The sequence below is a fragment of the Niveispirillum cyanobacteriorum genome (genome assembly GCF_002868735.1).
GTDB lineage: Bacteria > Pseudomonadota > Alphaproteobacteria > Azospirillales > Azospirillaceae > Niveispirillum > Niveispirillum cyanobacteriorum.
In genome coordinates this window covers 2,978,662-2,997,635 of sequence record NZ_CP025611.1, presented here as the reverse complement: position 1 = coordinate 2,997,635, position 18,974 = coordinate 2,978,662, and the positions used below count along the sequence as shown (strand labels likewise).

At 62.0% G+C, this 18,974-nt stretch carries 18 protein-coding genes; 8 read left to right on the top strand and 10 right to left on the bottom strand.

The features are described 5' to 3' along the window. Window positions 1-19 precede the first annotated feature (19 nt). Entirely contained in the window at window positions 20-1,621 is a 1,602-nt protein-coding gene (locus C0V82_RS13925; protein ID WP_158659928.1) for an FAD-binding oxidoreductase, read from the bottom strand. Window positions 1,622-1,827: 206 nt separating this feature from the next. Here C0V82_RS13925 and C0V82_RS13920 point away from each other — a divergent pair, with 206 nt between their 5' ends. From C0V82_RS13920 to C0V82_RS13910, 3 genes are read left to right on the top strand one after another with little or no spacing between them, the layout of a single operon-like run. Then, window positions 1,828-3,057 (top strand): class I SAM-dependent methyltransferase, encoded by a 1,230-nt coding sequence (locus C0V82_RS13920; RefSeq protein ID WP_102113434.1) that lies wholly within the window; start codon window positions 1,828-1,830, stop codon window positions 3,055-3,057. Then, the gene (locus C0V82_RS13915) at window positions 3,057-3,410 is read left to right on the top strand and encodes a hypothetical protein (RefSeq protein ID WP_102112812.1); all 354 of its coding nucleotides are present in this window, start codon (window positions 3,057-3,059) and stop codon (window positions 3,408-3,410) included. The genes C0V82_RS13920 and C0V82_RS13915 overlap by 1 nt, the downstream gene beginning before the upstream one ends. Then, window positions 3,407-4,291, top strand: a complete 885-nt coding sequence (locus tag C0V82_RS13910; RefSeq protein WP_102112811.1) for a VOC family protein — start codon at window positions 3,407-3,409, stop codon at window positions 4,289-4,291. Before C0V82_RS13915 ends, C0V82_RS13910 begins: the two co-directional genes overlap by 4 nt. A gap of 48 nt (window positions 4,292-4,339) precedes the next feature. On the opposite strand, the gene C0V82_RS13905 is transcribed toward C0V82_RS13910, so the two are convergent. From C0V82_RS13905 to C0V82_RS13880, 6 genes are read right to left on the bottom strand one after another with little or no spacing between them, the layout of a single operon-like run. Beyond that, complete coding sequence (locus C0V82_RS13905; protein WP_102112810.1) at window positions 4,340-5,278, bottom strand: hydroxymethylglutaryl-CoA lyase; 939 nt, start codon at window positions 5,276-5,278, stop codon at window positions 4,340-4,342. 2 nt (window positions 5,279-5,280) lie between these two features. Then, window positions 5,281-6,489 (bottom strand): CaiB/BaiF CoA transferase family protein, encoded by a 1,209-nt coding sequence (locus tag C0V82_RS13900; protein WP_102112809.1) that lies wholly within the window; start codon window positions 6,487-6,489, stop codon window positions 5,281-5,283. A 22-nt stretch (window positions 6,490-6,511) separates the two neighbouring features. Next, window positions 6,512-7,120 (bottom strand): 3-isopropylmalate dehydratase small subunit, encoded by a 609-nt coding sequence (gene leuD / locus C0V82_RS13895; RefSeq protein WP_102113433.1) that lies wholly within the window; start codon window positions 7,118-7,120, stop codon window positions 6,512-6,514. A 4-nt stretch (window positions 7,121-7,124) separates the two neighbouring features. Then, window positions 7,125-8,540, bottom strand: a complete 1,416-nt coding sequence (locus C0V82_RS13890) for a 3-isopropylmalate dehydratase large subunit (RefSeq protein ID WP_102112808.1) — start codon at window positions 8,538-8,540, stop codon at window positions 7,125-7,127. Between the two features lie 31 nt (window positions 8,541-8,571). Beyond that, window positions 8,572-9,114 carry a VOC family protein gene (locus tag C0V82_RS13885; protein WP_158659927.1) on the bottom strand — a complete coding sequence of 181 codons (543 nt, stop codon included), beginning with the start codon at window positions 9,112-9,114 and terminating at the stop codon, window positions 8,572-8,574. Window positions 9,115-9,169: 55 nt separating this feature from the next. After that, window positions 9,170-10,591, bottom strand: coding sequence for an aldehyde dehydrogenase family protein (locus tag C0V82_RS13880; protein ID WP_102112806.1), 1,422 nt, complete (start codon window positions 10,589-10,591; stop codon window positions 9,170-9,172). A 97-nt stretch (window positions 10,592-10,688) separates the two neighbouring features. Here C0V82_RS13880 and C0V82_RS13875 point away from each other — a divergent pair, with 97 nt between their 5' ends. The 4 genes from C0V82_RS13875 to C0V82_RS13860 all read left to right on the top strand — a co-directional run bounded on the left by C0V82_RS13875 (window position 10,689) and on the right by C0V82_RS13860 (window position 15,877). Then, entirely contained in the window at window positions 10,689-11,735 is a 1,047-nt protein-coding gene (locus C0V82_RS13875) for a nitrilase-related carbon-nitrogen hydrolase (protein WP_102112805.1), read from the top strand. Between the two features lie 108 nt (window positions 11,736-11,843). After that, a complete protein-coding gene (locus tag C0V82_RS13870; protein WP_102112804.1) occupies window positions 11,844-12,755 on the top strand; it encodes a DUF1838 family protein in 912 nt (303 codons plus the stop codon). A 127-nt stretch (window positions 12,756-12,882) separates the two neighbouring features. Continuing rightward, on the top strand, window positions 12,883-15,216 hold the full coding sequence (locus C0V82_RS13865) for a TonB-dependent receptor (RefSeq protein WP_102112803.1): 2,334 nt from the start codon (window positions 12,883-12,885) through the stop codon (window positions 15,214-15,216). A 130-nt stretch (window positions 15,217-15,346) separates the two neighbouring features. Further along, on the top strand, window positions 15,347-15,877 hold the full coding sequence (locus C0V82_RS13860) for a VOC family protein (RefSeq protein ID WP_102112802.1): 531 nt from the start codon (window positions 15,347-15,349) through the stop codon (window positions 15,875-15,877). Window positions 15,878-15,953: 76 nt separating this feature from the next. On the opposite strand, the gene C0V82_RS13855 is transcribed toward C0V82_RS13860, so the two are convergent. From C0V82_RS13855 to C0V82_RS13845, 3 genes are all read right to left on the bottom strand, one after another. After that, window positions 15,954-16,400: a DUF3598 domain-containing protein gene (locus C0V82_RS13855; RefSeq protein WP_102112801.1), complete on the bottom strand. Its 447-nt coding sequence runs from the start codon at window positions 16,398-16,400 to the stop codon at window positions 15,954-15,956. A gap of 111 nt (window positions 16,401-16,511) precedes the next feature. Further along, the gene (locus C0V82_RS13850) at window positions 16,512-16,814 is read right to left on the bottom strand and encodes a DUF1330 domain-containing protein (protein WP_102112800.1); all 303 of its coding nucleotides are present in this window, start codon (window positions 16,812-16,814) and stop codon (window positions 16,512-16,514) included. Beyond that, window positions 16,814-18,052 carry an MFS transporter gene (locus tag C0V82_RS13845; protein ID WP_102112799.1) on the bottom strand — a complete coding sequence of 413 codons (1,239 nt, stop codon included), beginning with the start codon at window positions 18,050-18,052 and terminating at the stop codon, window positions 16,814-16,816. The genes C0V82_RS13850 and C0V82_RS13845 overlap by 1 nt, the downstream gene beginning before the upstream one ends. A gap of 207 nt (window positions 18,053-18,259) precedes the next feature. Here C0V82_RS13845 and C0V82_RS13840 point away from each other — a divergent pair, with 207 nt between their 5' ends. Beyond that, on the top strand, window positions 18,260-18,955 hold the full coding sequence (locus tag C0V82_RS13840; protein WP_245924093.1) for an isochorismatase family protein: 696 nt from the start codon (window positions 18,260-18,262) through the stop codon (window positions 18,953-18,955). Window positions 18,956-18,974 lie beyond the last annotated feature (19 nt).

Here is an 18,974-nt window from a genome sequence, read left to right as displayed (position 1 = left end):
GATCAATTTGTCCGGACAATTAATCCTGCAGCCCCAGAACCCCCGGGTTGATGCGGTGATCAGGGTCGATGGACGCTTTGATGGCGCGCAGAAGGGCAAAGGCCGCAGGGTCGGAATCCTGCGACAGCGGATAGGTACGCCCGACCTGGAAATGGGCGGCCCCGAACGGCTGCAACGCCGTCACCACAGCCTTGCGCGCCCGGGCCACCAGGGCCGTGACCGTGGGGTTGGGTGCCTGAAGCGGCAGGCGCGACAGGATACCCGGCTCCACCGTCGCCTCATGCAGCGCTTCGCGTGCCTCGGGCCAGAAGAAGACCGGCTCAATCAGGAAACTGTTGGTCGACATGGAGGTCAGCATATAGCCTATGGTGACGCAGGCGTCGGTCAGTTCAACCGCCATCGTCGCCAACGCCTCCTCCACCGCCGCCTGGGCCGCGATGGCGTCACCGGGGGCGACGATGCCGTGAACGGGTACCCAGCGTTCGCCCGCCGGCCCCAGCACATTGTTGAGCGGCGTGAAGGGCTGGGCGCGCAGCACCTTGGGGATGGTATTCTCCACCTCCGCCCCCTGATGGCGGCGACCGATGGCACGTAACGCGGTCAGGTCCGCCTCCACGGCCGCCGCCGACCGCCCCTCCACCGTCAGATGCAGGCTCCAGCATTCGTCCGGAATGAAGCTGCGCCCAGCCAGCGCGATGCGCGCCGCCTCCCGCACCCCGCCCATAATGGATTTCTGTTTGGCGATGACATTGCCTAGGGCCTTGACGTCGGACAACATGGAGGCGCGCTTCATCCTTACCCGTGCCAGGGCGGGGTCGAAGGCGCAGGTTTCCGCCGCGATGCCGCTGCGCACCACATCCGCCAGCGCCGCCAGGCATTGATCCCGCTCTCCAAAGCTGAAAGACAGATACCCTTCATGGGCTGGCAGGGGCATCAGGCGCAGGGTGATTTCCGCCTTGATGCCCAGGGCACCGCAATCGCCACAGAACAGGCCCGTCAGATCGGGGCCGTAGAAGCGGTAGAAGGGATTGCCATCCTGGGGCCGGCGGGCGCCGGTGGTCAGCATGGTACCATCGGACAGCACCACGCGCAGCCCGATGATGCTTTCCGAGGTCGTGCCATAAAGGCCGGCGCCGAAAAAGGCATTCTGTTGGGACAGGCCGCCGCCAACAGTCGAACTGATCCCCGATAGCGGCCCCCAGAAAGGTGTACGCAGACCCAGTGGGCTCAACGCCGCATGCAGGGCTTTCCAGGTGCAGCCCGCCTCCACCGTCACCCGCATATTGTCGGGGTCGATAGAGAGGACCCGGTCCATGGCCGACATATCGATCAGCAGCGCCGGCGGTGCTGCCCCGACATAGCCGCCCGTATAGCTCATGCCGCCGCCGCGTGGCAGGACGGCCAGCCCCGCCGCCGCGGCCAGCCGCACCGCGTGGGCGAGTGACTGGGTATCCGTGGGTGTGACGACGATGTCGACCGGATGTGGAGCCTTAGACCAGATATCCTGGCTGAAAAGCGCCCGGCGTTCGGGCGACAGGCTGACCCGGTCGGCGCCGATGGCGGCGGAAATGTCGGCGGTCAGACCGGTGATCGGGTCATGGGGCGGCAGATTGTCTGGCATGCGAGCACCCGCTTTGATTTGTCCTGCCATAATTCATCGCCCCATCCATCCTGTCCAACAGGGGTTTGGGAATCCGCACAAAGGCCGGTTGTGGTAGACAACAAAGGCGGGTTGTGCGGAATGACAACTGGATGTGGGGTGCCCTGCCCCTTCCGGCCTTACCCTTGGCCCCTGGCAGCCTTAATGGCGATAGCGGAGGCAAGGATATGGACGGATCAGGCAAGCCCATTGACGACCGCGATGCGGCCCTTCTCGCCACCTATGACGGGCCGCCCGACTACCGGGTGGTTGGCCGTCACGGGATCTTCCCGGAAATGACGCATGATGAGGTGGAGCGGTTCAACTTTCTGGCCCATATGAACCGCCATCTGGCGGGCCGGGTGATGCCGGGTGTGAAGGCCGCCTTTGATGCGCGTGTGGCGCCGGGCAAAAGCTTCAACGACCGGCATCAGGTGCGCCGCGCCCTGACCCAGGACCCGTACTGGCAGGTCTGGTCAGCGCTGCGCCGCAACACCATGGAGATGCGGCAGCAGGCAGGCCGCTGGGTCACGCTGCGCCAGCAGGAGGAGCTGGCGGCCCGCGCTGCCGCCCTTACCGATGGCGATCCGCGTCTGGTGCTGGACCCGACACTGGTGCTGCCGCGTTATGTATCGTCCATTGACCATCATTGCATGCCCGGCAGTTATCACACCGAATATGGGCCGGGCGATGTGGCCAATGCCGCCAATTATGACAGCGGCCTGTTCGCGACCACGGGGGGCATGCTGGGCCGTTATTCCGATGGCGGCGGGCAGGCTGTGGCCCGCTGGGTCGCCCGCAATCTGCCCGATTTCAAGCCCAAGCGCATATTGGATATGGGCTGCGGCCTGGGCCATAACGTCCTGCCCCTGGCCCAGGCCTTTCCAGAAGCCGAAGTTGTGGCCGTCGATGTCGGCGCGCCCATGCTGCGCTATGGCTTGGCTCGGGCCAAAAGTCTGGGTGTGGAGAATGTGACCTTTGTACAAGCCAATGTCGAAAGCCTGCCGCAATTCGCCGATGGCAGCTTTGATTGGGTGCAGACCACCATGTTCCTGCACGAAACCAGCTACAGCTCCATGCGGCGCATCTTCAAGGAGAGCCATCGCCTGCTATCGCCGGGGGGCATCGTACTGCATGTGGAGCAGCCGCAATACAATCCGGCCATGCCCCTGTTCGAACAGGCCATGCGCGATTGGGACGCTTTTTACAACGCCGAGCCGTTCTGGACAAAGATGCATGAGGCAGACCTGGACGCCTGGATGGTACAGGCCGGCTTTGCCAAGGAAAGCCTGATCCATGGCGGTGTCACCGCCGTGGTGGATAAATCCGTCTTCCCCGACGCCGCCGATGACAATGGCGAGGATTATGGCCGCAAGGCGGCCTGGCATGTCGTGGGTGCCCGTAAGGAGATTGTGTAATGTCGATCCAGATGGCCCTGGCCGGGGCATCGGCCAAACCAACGGGCAAGCGCCCGCATTTCCTGGAAAGCTGGGAAGCCGAACGCGCCATGTCCATCGCCATGGCGCTGGCCGGCGAACTGGTGGTGACGCGTCAGCGGCTGGACACGCTGGAACGGCTGCTGGCCGCCAAGGGTCTTGTCAGCCGCGACGAGATCGAAAGCTTCACCCCGACCAAGGCGGAAGCTGCCGAACGCGGCCTGTGGAACCAGGAATTCCTGGCCCGTGTCCTGCGCGTAGTGCAGCAGGAGGCCGAGGCTTTGACCGCTACCGATGACAGCAGCGAGAACATCGCCGAGGAGCTGGCCCGATGAAATTGTTGCGCGCCGCCACCCTGACCGTGGCCGATCCCGAGGCCAGTGCCGCCCGCTATGTCGAGTGGCTGGATTACAGCATCATCGAACGCGGCACCCTTTCCCCCGAACTGGCCGCCGCCTGGGGCGCGCCGGATAGTGCTGGCCGGGCCTATGCCGTCTTGCAACCCTCCAGCGGGGCCGACGTTTTCCTGCGCTTCGTGGCGGGTGATCCTGTACACGACTATCGCCCCTTGCGCACCTATGGCTGGGCCGCCATCGAAATCTGTGTGCAGGACGTGTTGAAGGTGAACGAGCGGATGCTGAACAGCCCGTTCGAAATCATCGGACCACCGCGTGAGATCGACGGGCTGCCCGCCATCTACCCGATGCAGGTGAAGGGGCCGGACGGGGAAATCGTCTATCTGACCCAGATCCGCGACAACCTGCCGGCATTCGACCTGCCCCGCGCGGCCAGCCTGATCGACAAGCTGTTCATCCTGGTGCTGGCCTGTTCCGATATGGAAGCCAGCATCGACTGGTTCGAAAAGGCGGTTGGCCTCAGCCTGGGGCGCAAGATGGACATCGTCTATACGATGCTGGGGAACGCCTTCAACCTTCCCATGGAACAGCTGCACACGATCAGCACTGTGGTGCATGAACGCGACGTGTTCCTGGAACTGGATCAGTATCCCGACGCCGCCACCTCACGCCCGTCCCATTCCGGACAACTCCCCCCCGGCATCGCCATCTGCACCCTGTCTCACCCTGACCTGTCCACGGTCAAGGGCGACTGGATCACCCCGCCCACCCGCCGCGATGGCGCCGTCTATGGCGGGCAACTGACCGGCACGCTGCGGGCGCCCGACGGTACGCTGGTGGAACTGGTGCAACTGGGGTGAGGGCAATAGCAAGATGTTTGGGGCGCGGAGCAATTCGCGCCCCGATGGTCACACGCCCCAGGCGCCCCTGAACCCCTTAGGTAACCCGGCGTCGGGCGTGAACCCGTACATTTCCGTGTCCGGCAGGGCCGCCGTCACAATCTCCCGCACTGCCAGCAGCTTTTCCAGGTCGATGCCCGTGTCATAGCCCATGGCCGCCAGCATGAAGGCCAGATCTTCGGTGACGATATTGCCCGACGCGCCGGGCGCGAACGGGCAGCCGCCGATACCGCCCAGCGAGGCGTCAAGGGTCGTGACCCCCTCATCCAACGCCGCCAGCGCATTGGCCAGACCAAGGCCGCGTGTATTGTGCAGATGCACGCCGGAACAGGCATGGTCGCCCACCACGCCGCGTACCGCGCGGATCAGGCGCTTGACCTGGGCCGGGTTGGCGTAACCGGTCGTGTCGGACAGGCCGACCTCGTCACAGCCGGCTTTCATCAAGGCCTCGGCGATTTCAAGCACCCGGGATTCTGGCACCACCCCTTCCAAGGTGCAACCGAAGGCCGTGGACAGGCCGCCCTCGAACTTGGGTCGGTTGCCTGCGGGTTGCGCCTGGATCAGGGCGGCGATGGCGGCTGTCTCCTCCAGCATCTGCGCGTGGGTGCGCCGCACATTGCGCAGGCTGTGGGTTTCGCTGACCGACAGCGGGATGGTGATCTTGTGGGCACCGGCGGCGACCGCTGCCTCCGCCCCCTTTAGATTGGGCACCAGTACGGCCACCGTCAGGCCGGGGATGGTGCGGGCAAAGGCCACCAGTTCGGCCGTGTCGGCCAGTTGCGGCAGGATTTTAGCCGGCACGAAGGACCCAACCTCAATCTCCCGCACACCCGCCGCCGCTTCCGCCGCGATCCAGGCCTTCTTGGCCTCTGTTGGCATGATGGGGCTGATGCTTTGCAGCCCGTCGCGGGGGCCAACCTCGGATAATTCGATGAAGCTGCCGGACATGCTCAACCCTCCGCCTGCGCCACCAAACCGCGAGACACAAGGTCGGCGATACGGTCGGGGGGATAACCCAGCTCAGCGAGAACCTCACCTGTATGCGCACCCGGCTTGGCCAGATCGCGGAGCAGGCATGGACGCTGGCCATCCATCTCCACCGGCAGGGCCGGCAGGCGGACGGTGCGCTGATCGTCGGGCAGATGCAGTTCCAGCAACCCGCCCGATGCCGCCAGATGCGGATCATCGAACAGATCTTCGGGCCTGTTGATGGGGGCGAATGGCAGCCCGATCTCCTCCAGCTTTACCAGCAGTTCCGCCTTGGTGAAGCTTTTGAACAGGTCTTGGACATAGGGGATGATGCGGTCGCGCGCCTGGACGCGGCCGTTATTGCGGGCCAGCGTCTCATCCGTAGCGAACTCATCCAAACCAAAGGCCTTGCAGAACGCGACCCATTGCCCATCGGTGACGACGCCGGCGAAGACCGTTTGCTCATCCTTGGTCTGGAACTGGTCATAGATGGCCCAGGCGGAGATGCGCACGGGCATGGGCCGGGCGGCGCTGCCGGTCACCACATACTGCGCCATATGCTGTCCCACCAGGAACACGCAATTCTCAAACAGCGCCGACTTCACCGTCTGACCACGACCCAGCGTGCCACGCTGGATCAGGGCCGCCAGAACGCCGATCACCCCGAACAGCCCGCCAATGACATCGATGACCGAGGCCCCGGCCCGCAACGGACGGCCCGGTGGGCCTGTCATATAGGCAAGACCGCCCATCATCTGCGCCACCTCATCCAGAGCGGCGCGATTTTCATAGGGGCCGGTCAGGAAGCCCTTGGCGGAGCAATAGATCAGGCCGGGATTGCGGGCCTTCAGCGCCTCTTCACCAAAACCAAGAGCTTCCATGGCGCCGGGGCGGAAATTCTCTATCAGCACGTCTGCGCGGTCGATCAGGTCCAGCGCCACCTGCTTGCCTTCCGGGGATTTCAGATCGACGGACAGGCTGCGCTTATTACGGCTATACATGGGGAAGTAACCGGCACCGGAACCCAGCAGGCGGCGGGTATTGTCGCCGCCGATCGGTTCCACCTTGACCACATCGGCACCCAGATCACCCAGCACCATGCCCACGGTGGGGCCCATGACCATATGGGTGAGTTCCACCACCTTCAGCCCGGCCAGCGGCAGGGGGGCGGGATTGTCGTCCTGCGACATGAAAACCTCGAACGCTGCGGGTTCAGAAGAACAGCCAGGGCTGCCGGGCGCGATAAGCACCCTCAAAATCTTGGATGGTGGGAAGCCGCTTCAAGGTGACGCCGATGGCGTCCAGCCCTTCCAGCAGCATATCCTTGTCGGCGGGGCCAATGGCAAAGGGCAGGTCGGTACCGTCCGGTGCGCGCACATATTGCGCCGCCAGATCAATGGTCAAGGTCTGCGGCTCCACAGATCGGGCCAGCGCCGCAACACTGGGTTCCGGCAGCACCAGCGGCAGAATGCCGTTGCGCACGCAATTGCCCTGAAAAATCGCACCGAAGCTGGGGGCGATCACACAGCGGATGCCATAATCCTGCAAGGCCCAGACGGCATGCTCCCGGCTGGATCCACAGCCGAAATTGGGCCCCGCCAGCAAAATTGGGGCATGCCGGAATGCGGGCTGGTTCAGCACGAAATCGGGGTTCTCGACACGGTTGGCGACGTCGCGATAGCGCCAATCGGCGAACATCCCCTCACCCAGTCCTTCCTTGGATACCCGCTTCATCTCGCGTGAGGGGATGATGGCGTCGGTGTCGATATTGGGCTGAAAAAGGGGGGCTGCGACGCCGGTCAGGCGGGTGAATTTCTGCATCATATCAGCCCTCCCCACGCAGCAGCGGACGCGGATCGGCGATATGGCCGGCAATGGCCGATGCCGCCACCGTGGCCGGGCTGGTCAGATGCGAACGGGTTCCGGGCCCTTGCCTGTTCTCAAAATTGCGGTTGGTGGAAGTCACAACGCGCTCCCCCTTGCCGAAATGCTCCCCACCGGCAAAGAAGCACATGGAACAACCGCTTTCCCGCCATTCAAACCCGGCTTCCTGAAACACCAGATGCAGGCCCTCCGCCTCCGCCGCGGCCTTGACCTGTGTGGAGCCGGGAACACAGATGGCGCGGACGCCAACCGCCACCCGCCGGCCTTTCAACAGAGCGGCCGCGGTGCGCAGGTCAGACAGGCGGCTGTTGGTGCAGCTGCCGATGAAGGCACCATCAATAGGCAGGCCGATCAGGGCATCACCCGGTTTCAGCCCCATATAAGTCAACGCCCGGTGTCGTGCCTGGACGGAAGCCGGGTCGGGCGCACTGTCAGGGTCGGGCACAGTTCCGTTGACTGGAACTGCGTGCTGCGGGCTGGTGCCCCAGGTGACGATGGGCGCGATGTCGGCGCAATCAATGAGGATAACACGGTCAAAACTGGCATCCACATCGCTGTGCAGGTCCTGCCAGTCGGCGATTGCCGCATCCCACAATGCGCCCGTCGGCACGAAAGGTCGACCTTTGACCCAGGCGACAGTTTTATCATCTGGTGCCACCAGACCCGTCCAGGCCGCAAACTCAACGGCCATGTTGCACAGGGTCATGCGCGCCTCTACCGACAAGGCGGCAACGACGGATCCAGCAAATTCAATGGCATAGCCAGCGCCGCCGCTGGCCCCATAACGCGCGATCAGATACAGGATCATATCCTTGGCACCGCTGCCGGGCGGCAGTTCGCCTTCGAAACGGACCAGCATGGTCTTTGGCCGGCGGACAACCAACGTCTGGGTCGCCAGTGCATGCGCAGCTTCGGTTGATCCGATGCCCCAGGCAAGGGCACCCAGCCCACCCTGGGTGCAGGTGTGGCTGTCAGGACAAACCAGCGTCACGCCCGGCAAGGCAATCCCCTGTTCGGGGGAGACGACATGCACGATGCCTTGCCGGTCATCGCCGATATCGAAGACGCGGATACCAGCCTCGCCCGCTGCTGCGCGGGTTTCCTGAATGAAGGCGCTGCCCCCCGGCATCAAGGTGGCATCCCCCCGCCCCGGTCGGGTGTCAACAATATGGTCCATGCAGACAAAGGCCCGGTCGGGATGGCGCACAACCCGCCCTTGCTCCCGCAGTCCCTTCAATGCCATGGAGCCTGTGCGCTCATGCAGCAGCACACGGTCGATGTAAAGCAGGTCGGTCCCGTCGCCCAGATCGGCGACGCGATGCCGTTCCCACAATTTATCGACCAGCGTCCGCCCCATCTGCCACACCCCTGCTGAGCATCAACCCCGGTTACGGACCGGTAAGTTCGTACAACACAACCAGATGGCCATCAGGATCGATGAAGGCGGTTTCCGTTCCTGTACGCCCTTCGGGTGTCTTCAGTGGACGCGGCGCAATAGTCGTCAGGCCCTTGGCCTTGATCTTCTCCATTACCGCAGGCAGGTTGACGGCGTTGATCACCATGGCTACCGGGCGCGGCGATTGCGGCGTCGTGATCGGCTGTCCCTTGATTTCAAACAGGGCCAGCGTGCGCACCTGATTGGGCCCCGCTGACAACATGCTCGTCCGCAAGGTGGCCTTAGGGTCCAGATTGAAGACCTCATAGGAATAGGAAGTGGGCAGAGAGTTATTCACCTCACCGCCTTGGAAACCGAGAATATCGCGATAAATCGCCAGCGAACGGTCGATATCTGCAACCAACAGAGTGGCACGTTTGAAACTGGGACCCTGATAATCCATCGCGGCAGGGGCATCGGCAGCCAATGCCGACGTAGCTGTCAAAGGACCAAGCAACAGTGCCGCCAACAAGGCGCATCGATGCACATGGTTCACGCTCACCTCCCAAAATGATCTATTGTTATATCTTTAACATGCGAATTCGGACTTGTCACCCCTCTCCCGCATCCTCGGCAAAGGCGGACAAGGGCAAAGGCCGGCCCATCTGGGCGATAAGGGCCTGACGGCGGAAGAAGCGGGTATAGCCTTCAAGGCCCATGCGCGACGGGCCAAGGCCGCTGTCACGGAAACTCTGCTTCGGCGCCTCATGGAACAAAGCGGTCAGGGCGGCGTCGTTCAGGCTAATGGCGCCGGCGACCAGCCGCCTTGCAACCGCCGCCGCCTGCTCCAGGTCAGCAGCAAAGACAGCGGCGGAAAGGCCGTATTGGCTGTCATTGGCCAGCGCAATGGCCTGCTCGACGCTGTCAAACGCCATGACAGGCAGGATGGGACCGAAGGTTTCTTCCCGCATCACCTCCATGTCATGGGTGACCTGGGTCAGGACGGTGGGACGCAGCCACAAGCCGCCGTGATCTTCTACCACCCCTCCCGTCAGGACGCGGGCTCCCCTGGCCACCGCGTCTGCGATCTGACGGCGGAGGATATCGGCCTGCCGATCAAAGATGATGGGCCCTAATTCCCCCTGCCCGATATCTGGTGTGTTGATCCGGACCTTCATTGCTGCGTCGGTCAGTCGACGGACAAACGCATCATGAACTGGCGCAGCAACATAGATGCGTTCGATGGACTGGCAGGCCTGACCGGTGGACAGAACCGACCCCCGCAGAGCCGCAGTGACCGCATCCTCCAGATTAGCCCCATCCAGAACGATCAGCGGGTCTTTGCCGCCCAGTTCAAGGAAGGAAGGGATCAGGCGTTCGGCCGCGCGTACAGCCACTTTACGACCGGTCGGGACCGATCCTGTAAAACAGACGCAGTCTACGGCATCGATCAAGGCCTGGCCCGTCGTGCCATCGCCGGGCACCAGGGCCAGCACATGCGACAGGCCTGCCTCCACAATCGCCGCATTCAGTGGTTGGATGAAACGTGGTGTTACTTCGGACGGCTTGACCATGACACTGCAACCGGCCAGCAGGGCAGGAATGGCATCGATCATCGACAGGGTCAGGGGAAAGTTCCAGGGACTGATCACCCCCACCAGATCATAGGGCACCCAGTGGGGGGCATGGCGGATCGACGAATTGGACCGGGCCTGGACCCAGCCATCGGGCAAAACTCCCTGCGTCGCAGCGATCCAGCCGGCGATGGATCCACGCACCCCGTCCACCTCCATACGCGCGATGCGGTTACGACCGGTATCCACGGCAAGGGCGGCTGCCAAGGCATCACGGTGCCTTTCCAGCGCATCGCCAAAACGGCGCAACGCCACCGCACGGCCCTCCAGTCCCAGTGCGCGCCAGCCCTTCTGGGCCAGACGCAGCCGCGCCGCCAGCGCCGCGATGGTTGTGGCATTGGTAACATTGATCCGATGATCAATCTGTCCGGTGCGGGGATTGCGGACCGGAATCTCCATGACGCCCCTCCTTGTTAATGATATAAAAGTATATCATTATAGGGATGGCGGCGATAGAAATTTCACGGGCGCTGAAATCCGCCGAGAGGGAGACAAGATGTCACGCGATGCGAGCTACATGGCACTGGCGCTGCAAGTCACCTGCCATGCCGTCAACCGCTGCTCCGATGCAGCCACAGCACGGACCCGTATGCTGAATAGCGTTGCCCGGATCCGTGAACAGATCATCGCCTCCAAGCGGTTCATCGGCCAGGATGTGCGGCTGGTCGTGCTGCCCGAGTATTTCCTGACAGGCTTCCCCATGGGCGAAGGCCCGGCCTTGTGGGCGGAAAAGGCTGCGCTTGCCCCGGACGGCCCTGAATATAAGGCGCTGGGTGAGGTAGCGCATGCTGCCGATTGTTTCATTGCTGGCAATGCCTATGAACAGGACCCGCATTTCCCCGGACTTTATTTTCAGACCAGTTTCGTGGTGGCGCCGCAAGGCAATGTTATCCTGCGCTACCGCCGACTGATCTCCATGTTTGCGCCCAGCCCCTATGATGTCTGGGACCGCTATGTGAATGTTTATGGTGCAGATGCCATCTTCCCCGTCGTGGAGACAGAGATCGGGCGACTGGCGGCCATCGCGTCAGAAGAAATCCTTTACCCCGAAATCGCCCGCGCCCACGCTCTGCGTGGTGCCGAGCTGTTTGTACACTCGTCGTCGGAGGTCGCCTCCCCGCTGGCCACACCGAAGAATGTCGCCAAACAGGCACGGGCCATAGAGAACCTTGCCTATGTGGTGTCCGCCAATTCGGCGGGCGTGGCTGATGTCGCCATCCCCGTTGCTTCCACCGATGCCAGTTCAAAGATCATCGACTATCGCGGCCACGTCCTGGCGGAGGCTGGATATGGAGAGAGCATGGCCGCATTTGCGCCCGTCGATCTGGGGGCCTTGCGCGCCTGGCGCCGCCGACCGGGCATGGGGAACATGCTAAGCCGCCTGCCATTGGGCTTGTTCGCTGATGCTTATGCCGGCGGTGAGGCGCAGCTGCGTAACGGATTGCTCAGCACGGACGGCACACCCCACGCGCCGGACCCGACATTCTATCGTGATCGACAGTTGCGGGTGATTGAGAAGCTGGACAGCTCCGGACTGATTTGACCGGGCCGCCGACATTTTTGCTTTCGCCCATCACCATAATGATATACTTTTATACCAAATACAGCAGGCAGAAGTCTGCCTTCTCCAGAACTGGGAGCATGAAGGGTCATGAAGCTTTCCTTGTTGCGCAGCATCCTGGCCGGCACGGCACTGGCGCTGTCATTTGGCCTGCCTGCGCAGGCGACGTCCAAGCCGCTGGACTTGACCGACCCGGCCGACGCTCTTGTCGCGATGCGCAAGCTGCAATGCCATCTGGACGATGGCAAGGCCGCCTTTTACTCGTGGTCCGGCGAGGTCTTTGCCCGCCGCCGGGGTGAGGCGGACAAGAAGCTGTTCAAAGTGTTGGGGATGAATGTCCGTAGTTGCAAGACGGTGGATGATCCAAAGACGGGCAAGGGCTTCCGTTTGGTCAGCCGCGAAGTGCTGATCTATCTCGATCCTGCGACGGGCCAGGTCCTGCGCCGCTGGAACAATCCCTGGACCGGCAAAGAGGTGGAGGTTCTCCACGTCGCCAATGACCCGGTGAATAACAGCTTCGGCAGCATCGGTCGTGACGGCAAGCCAACACCGTCTGCCTTCACGAGCATGGGTAACGCGGCCTTTGTGTCCTTCACGGTGCCGCTTTTCTACCCCAACCCGCTCGCCGGCGAGTATCAGCCGCAAGTGGGCGGCACCTACCACGCCACGGAGATGTTCAACTTCTCTATGGACAAGGCCAAGCTGGTCAGCCCGAAAAACAAGTCGATGGACGATGCCGTTATCTCTTGGACCCGTATCTCGCAATGGCTGCCCTGGATGGAGATGGGGGACCGTGAAGGCATCCTTTACTTCAGCACGGTTGGCGCTCGTGTTCCGGATTTTGAGGCGTTGCCTGACATCCTGAAGACCGAAATCCGTACCAACTATCCGATCTATGTCGACGCGCCGCCGCTGGACGACGCACGTCGCAACGAAACAAGCTGGTCCTATTACAAGAAGGTCATGGAGGAACGCCGGGCAACTGCACCCAAGGCGAACTGATCTGATCCCCGGCCGGCGGTCACCGCCGGTGCTTACTGACATATGAACCATCGGCGGACAGACGACGCCGGCGATTGCCGGCGTGCGCCCCCGTTCGCCCACAAACAAGGCTGGGAGTGCTCACGTCATGAAACACCGTATGCTTCGATCCACCTTGCTGATGGCCGGCTTTGCGCTGGCATCCGGCGGCGCCCTGGCCCAGACGGCAGAGCCGTTGCTGCTGGAAGAGATCATTGTCACAGCGCGCAAACGCGTCGAAAGCCTGCAGGACGCCCCCCAGGCCATCACCGCCTTCAGCGCCGCCGACATAACCGAGGCACGTATCACCAGTATTGATGATGTCGCCAAGCTGACTCCGGGCCTGAATTACGCCCCGCTGTTTGGCCCCGCTGCCGCCACCCCGATTATCCGTGGCTCCACCCAGACCTTCGGCGCGCCCAATGTCGGCGTATTCTTAGATGGCATCTATCTGACCGGCAAAGCCGCGATGGATATCGCCCTGTCGGATCTGGAACGGATTGAGGTCATCAAGGGTCCACAGAGCGCGCTCTACGGTCGCAACACTTTTGCCGGTGCCATCAACTACATTACCAAGGCCCCCCAGATGACAATGGGTGGCGAGGGGGAAGTGACCGTTGGTTCCCATGGCATGCTGGAAGGTCGCGCCAGCATCACCGGCCCTGTTATCGCCGACAAGCTGGCCCTTCGGCTGGGTGTCAGCCACAAGGAATTCGATGGTTATTACCGCAGTTCCATCGACAATGGCCGGATCGACTTCGAAAAGAGCCAGGGTGCAGCGGCCGATGCCCTGTTCACCCCGACGGAGGCGCTGTCTGCGCGTCTGCGCTTCTCCTATGCCAAGGATGACAGTGGTCAACCGGCAAGCGCAGTCGTGCGTGCCAATGGTATTCCGCGCACGGTCGCCGTTGCCCTGAATGGCGGCGTTCCGGTCGGCAGCCCGCAGACTTATGTCAGCGAGTTGCCGGAACTGGGCAAGTACCTGCCCGTCAATACTCAACGCCGCATCGCGGCGGAGCCGGTTGATTACGGCAATCGGCAAAAGACCTACCGTACCAGCTTGGCGTTAGATTACGACGCGGAGGCGGTAACGCTGACCAGCATCACCGCCTATAACAAGCGCGATAACGAATATCAGATCGATGGCGACAACACAGTCTGTGAAGACAGCCTGGGTTGCCGCAATTTCGGTCCGCCGCTGCCGACATTCCGTCCCATCGCATTCGGTCAGTCACAGTTCGCGACCTCTTCCGAAGACAATACGACCAAGGATTTCAGCCAGGAACTGCGCGTCAGTTCCCCCGATGAGGGGCAGCTCAGGTGGATTGTCGGCGGCTTCTATTATTGGTCGAAGGTCAGCGCTGTTCAGCGCTCGCTCTCACCAATGCTGCCGGCCCCGCCGGCGTTCGGCTATCCGCTGTCCAGGCTGGGCACCGAAGCCAAGAGCCTGTTCGCGTCGGTCGCCTATGACGTGACTGACGCCCTGACCATCACGGCAGAGGCGCGGCAGGAATGGGAAGACCAGACCTATAAGCAGCGCCCAACGGTGACCGCCGGCGTAACTGCGGGCGATGCCTCTCTGCGCAACATCGATCTGAAGCAGGATTTCAAGTTCTTCACCCCGCGCCTCATCGTGGATTACAAAATCAGCGACGATGTGATGGCATATGCCAACGCCGCAAAGGGCACAAAGACGGGGGGCTTCAATACCGGTCTGCGCGTCCTGGAGAGCCAGTTCACCTATCAGGAGGAAAGCTCCTGGAACTATGAAGCGGGATTGAAGACCACCTGGATGGGTGGCCGGGCAACGACCAATCTGGCCTATTTCCACACCGACTGGAAGGACCAGCAGGTGGCCTGTCAGAATCCGGTTTCTCTGGGTGGTTCGTCCACCCAGCGTACCTACACCTGTAATGTCGGTCAGGCCGTCATTAATGGTATCGAAGTGGATGCCCAGATGCGCCTTACCGACATCCTGACGGCCAGCGTCGGCTATTCCTGGACCGATGCCAATTATGAGAAGTTTGTGGATGACAGCCTGACGGCCACCTTGGCTGCTGGCGGCCTGCCGCCCATGAATTTCAACGGCAAGCACCTGCCCTACGTACCGAAGAACAAGCTGTTCGCCAGCCTAAAGGCCGATTTTGAGCTGTCACCCGGCTATGAGATGTTCATGCGTGCCGATGTGAACTATCAAAGCAAATCCTACATCCGCGCCGACAACCTGGCCTATATCGGGGACAAGACGGTGGCAGATTTCCGCACCGGCCTGCGACTGGACAATGGTGTCAGCGTCACGATGTTCGTGGAGAACGCTTTCGATGACCGCACGCCGCTGACGGCCGTCCGTTTCTTCGACAGCGTCAACTTCTCCATACCGGCGCCGCTGGTCACCGGCGCGGTTGGCCGCAAGGCGGGCGTCACGCTCAATTACAGCTTCTGATGGCGCGGGGCTTCAGGCGGCGTCCCTCCTCCTCTGTCAAACGCCGCCGCCCCGTGTCAGATTGGCCGGCCCGTCTCTATCCCGTGGTGGATGGGTCGGTGCCGGCCTTTTTTTGAAAGGTCTATGCAACATGAAGAAACTGACCTTCGCACTTGTGGCGGTGCTGGCACTGGCTGCCCCCGCCCTTGCCCAGAACCAGCCGGCTGTGGCGGACATGACCGCCTATGACGGCGTACACTACAAGCGCGCTACCATCCTGACATCCGATCTGGAACGGTCGCTGACCTTCTACCGCGATCTGATGGGCCTGAGGGTGGAGGTGGAGATGCCGCTGAAGCCCACCTCATACGCCTATGTCATGTTCAATATCGATACCAAGGCGCAGATGCGGATGGCTATGCTGTCTTCAGATACGCAGCAGCGGACCCTGGCCATCATTGAGGTGAAGGGCGCCCCCATCAACATACCCACCAGCCCGCGTCCTCACTCCATGGTGCTCGAAAGCCCCGACCTGCCCGGTATGGCTGCCCGCGCCCGCGAACGCGGTCTCACCGTATTCAAGGAGCTGGAGTTGACCACCGTGGACGGTCGCAAAGGCAAGGAACAAGGGATGCTGGATCCCGACGGACATCTGGTAATCCTTTATCAACTGAACCCGTAAGGACCTCTGTTGGCCCAAATAAAAACCCCGCCGGATGTGTGTCCGGTGGGGTTTTTCATGGACGCGGAGTGAAGATTCACTTCAGCCGCGTTTCCTTGATACAGGTGCGGCGAACAAGCTGGTCATTCTCAAACCAATGCCAGGTGCGACCGCGATGATTGCCGCAGTCCGACAGTTGGATCATCTCGTAAAGATACCAGCCGGGCATGTTCTTGCGTTCCCAGTACAGACAGACGGTACGGGGGTCGACCTCCCAGGCATGCCCTTCGATCCGGTCGGTATCCCAGAAGATGCGTCCGGCACGGTAAGTGGCAGGAAACACATGCGTTTCCTGCCGTCCGTCATCCCAGGTATAGACGTTGGTCTGGTGATAGGCATGCGGCCCTTCCGCAGGGAAGGTACAGGTCAGGTGCGACTTGTGCCGGTCGATGAGATTGTTGTCAGTATCGACATGCGTGTAGACACCGACCCATTCCCCCGCGTGACGGGCCAGAACCGGCATGCCCTTGCGAATATCCTCCATGACTTCCCTTCCCTGATGATGCTGACGATGGCCGGCGGTGCGACCGCCCAAGTTGGTGCATTCTTATATCATTTCAAAAGCCATAGAAAAAGCTATTTGTCCGGACAAATTCTATCCTTGCCATTCGCCCTCAACGGCAACGACCTGGATATCGGCCATACCATCGCGCAGGCGTTTTACGGCTGCATAATCGTCGCTGTCCCAGAAACGGCGAAGCGTCGGCATATCGGGCCACCGGCTGACAAGGATGGCCGCACCGTCACCGAAGTCGCCTTCCAACAGTGTGGCGTTGCGGCCCCTGAACACGTACTCCCCACCATACCGGGTCACCAGTTCGGCTGCCGCTTTGCCATAACCGGCGATGAAGGCGTCGCGGTCATGGATGCGGGCGGTGATGATCATGTAGGCGGGCATCACTTTTCCTCCGCCACCGGGAAACTGGCCGGGTCGGGATAGCGGCCCAGCAGCAGCAGGGACGCCGCCCCCGCCAGCAGCATTACCGCCCCATAGAACAGGCCAGTATCATAACTGCCCGTCTGTACGAAAATGCGCCCGAACGTGTAGGGGCCGAACCCTGCCCCCATGGCGAAAAAGCCATAAACCAGACCGTAAATGGCACCGTAGGACCGCATCCCATAATAACGGCTGACCAGAAAGGCCAGCATGTCATATTCCACGCCCGCCGCGAACCCGATCAGGATGACGGCGAAGGTCGCCACCATGGGCGTCGTGGCGTCGCCCGTCAGCAGCCAGCACGCGATGGCAGGCAGCGACAGCAGCACGAAAGCCACCCCCGGCGCCCACACCCGGTCGATCAGCCAGCCACCGATGATGCGCCCCGCGATGACCGATGGGCCAATGATGCTGGCGATCTGCACCGCCTGCTGCACATCAATGCCCTTGGACGTGAATATCTTTTCCATGTTGGGAATGGGGCCGCCGACGGCAAAGGAGATGGGAATGAAGGCCAGGGCCAGCAGCCAAAACCGATAGCCCTTCATGGCCTGACGCAGGGTCAGGCCGCGATGCGCCTGCCGCACGGGTGCGCCCTTGGCCTTGGCATCGGTCGTGTCCCGGAACAGGAAATAGGCGGTGGGCAGGGACAGAAGCAACGGCAGCAAGGCCAGCCCGATATAAGCTGTGCGCCACCCGAACGCCCCGATCAGATAATTGGCATAAAGCTTGGCCCCCGCCCCAAACAGGCCGGTTCCCAGCAACGACAGGCCCAGCGCCAGCCCGCGATGGGTATTGAACCAGTTGCTGACCGCCCGCGTCCAGGTGATCGGCAGGGTGCCGGCCCCCAGTGCCGACATCAGCATCCAGTTGATGTAAAACAGGGTCAGAGAACCGTTGGAGAGCGCGAAGCCCGCCAGCGTCAGGCCGAACAAGGCGACGGAGGCCAGCACAACGGGCCGCACCCCGAACCGGTCAGCCAGGATGCCCGCGACCGGCCCCATGACGACGGCCCCCAGCGTCATGATCATCAGCGAGAACATGATCTGATCCACGGCCCAGCCAAACTCCGCCGACAGCGGGGCCACGAACACGCCGATCGTGTAAAAGGGAATGGGCGACAGGCCCGTGCCGATACCCAGGGCAGAGGCAACTACCACCTTCCAGCCCTGGCTGAACTCCGACCGCGCGTCCGACATGTGCTCTCCCGGCGTCAAATGATATATTTATAGATCATTATGATGTTCCAACAGCGGCGGGGCAATCGGAAAGCTTGGGTGGTTTGAAAGATTCAGAACCGACACACCCTACCGCACGACGTTCACCGATTTTCTCATTGATGCCGCCTCGCTGATGCGCTTAAATGGTATAAACATATACCAATTTACAGCAGGCGAGGCGGTCCGATGCGGTTTGAGCCGACGATGGTGCGGGAGAACAAGACGGCCCGTGAGCTGTTTGAACAAGTGAAGGCCAATCCGGCGCGGGCCAAGTTTGGCTTTGGCCGCCGGGTGGCCATCGTCAATGTCGATTTTCAGCAGGCCTATACGCGCCCCGACCTGTTCCCCAAGACCGCCTATGTCACCGACCCGGACCAGATCGCGCATGTGAACCGGATCAGTGCGGCGGCGCGGCGGCTGGGCATGCCCGTCATCTGGACCCGCGTGGCCTATAAGCCGGATGCCGGCGACGCCGGTGTCTGGGGGACCCGCACCAATACGCAAGACAGTTTGCAGAACATCAGGGCCGGCAGCGACCGCCACGCCTTTGACCCGCGCGTGGAGATTGATCTTGCCGTGGACATGGTCTTCGACAAGCGCATGCCATCGGCCTTTTTTGAAACGCCGCTGCCCAGCTATCTGGTCTGGCACAAGGTGGATACTGTCATCGTGACGGGGGGCAGCACGTCGGGCTGCGTGCGCGCCACCGCCGTGGACAGCCTGTCCCACGGATACCGCACCATCGTGGCGGAGGAATGCGTGGCCGATAAGCATGAAAGCTATCATTACGCCAACCTGACCGACCTGCTGCTGAAATATGCCGATGTGGTGGGCGTGGCGGAGGTGGATGCCCACTTGGCCAGTCTGGCCGCCGCCGGTTGATCGGGAAAGGGGCCAACGC

What these genes read in the sequence shown, in the direction of transcription:
- C0V82_RS13925 (WP_158659928.1), bottom strand. Translation starts at nt 1,621, where the DNA reads ATGCCAGACAATCTGCCGCCCCATGACCCGATCACCGGTCTGACCGCC.
- C0V82_RS13920 (WP_102113434.1), top strand. Translation starts at nt 1,828, where the DNA reads ATGGACGGATCAGGCAAGCCCATTGACGACCGCGATGCGGCCCTTCTC.
- C0V82_RS13915 (WP_102112812.1), top strand. Translation starts at nt 3,057, where the DNA reads ATGTCGATCCAGATGGCCCTGGCCGGGGCATCGGCCAAACCAACGGGC.
- C0V82_RS13910 (WP_102112811.1), top strand. Translation starts at nt 3,407, where the DNA reads ATGAAATTGTTGCGCGCCGCCACCCTGACCGTGGCCGATCCCGAGGCC.
- C0V82_RS13905 (WP_102112810.1), bottom strand. Translation starts at nt 5,278, where the DNA reads ATGTCCGGCAGCTTCATCGAATTATCCGAGGTTGGCCCCCGCGACGGG.
- C0V82_RS13900 (WP_102112809.1), bottom strand. Translation starts at nt 6,489, where the DNA reads ATGTCGCAGGACGACAATCCCGCCCCCCTGCCGCTGGCCGGGCTGAAG.
- leuD (WP_102113433.1), bottom strand. Translation starts at nt 7,120, where the DNA reads ATGCAGAAATTCACCCGCCTGACCGGCGTCGCAGCCCCCCTTTTTCAG.
- C0V82_RS13890 (WP_102112808.1), bottom strand. Translation starts at nt 8,540, where the DNA reads ATGGGGCGGACGCTGGTCGATAAATTGTGGGAACGGCATCGCGTCGCC.
- C0V82_RS13880 (WP_102112806.1), bottom strand. Translation starts at nt 10,591, where the DNA reads ATGGAGATTCCGGTCCGCAATCCCCGCACCGGACAGATTGATCATCGG.
- C0V82_RS13875 (WP_102112805.1), top strand. Translation starts at nt 10,689, where the DNA reads ATGTCACGCGATGCGAGCTACATGGCACTGGCGCTGCAAGTCACCTGC.
- C0V82_RS13870 (WP_102112804.1), top strand. Translation starts at nt 11,844, where the DNA reads ATGAAGCTTTCCTTGTTGCGCAGCATCCTGGCCGGCACGGCACTGGCG.
- C0V82_RS13865 (WP_102112803.1), top strand. Translation starts at nt 12,883, where the DNA reads ATGAAACACCGTATGCTTCGATCCACCTTGCTGATGGCCGGCTTTGCG.
- C0V82_RS13860 (WP_102112802.1), top strand. Translation starts at nt 15,347, where the DNA reads ATGAAGAAACTGACCTTCGCACTTGTGGCGGTGCTGGCACTGGCTGCC.
- C0V82_RS13855 (WP_102112801.1), bottom strand. Translation starts at nt 16,400, where the DNA reads ATGGAGGATATTCGCAAGGGCATGCCGGTTCTGGCCCGTCACGCGGGG.
- C0V82_RS13850 (WP_102112800.1), bottom strand. Translation starts at nt 16,814, where the DNA reads ATGCCCGCCTACATGATCATCACCGCCCGCATCCATGACCGCGACGCC.
- C0V82_RS13845 (WP_102112799.1), bottom strand. Translation starts at nt 18,052, where the DNA reads ATGTCGGACGCGCGGTCGGAGTTCAGCCAGGGCTGGAAGGTGGTAGTT.
- C0V82_RS13840 (WP_245924093.1), top strand. Translation starts at nt 18,260, where the DNA reads ATGCGGTTTGAGCCGACGATGGTGCGGGAGAACAAGACGGCCCGTGAG.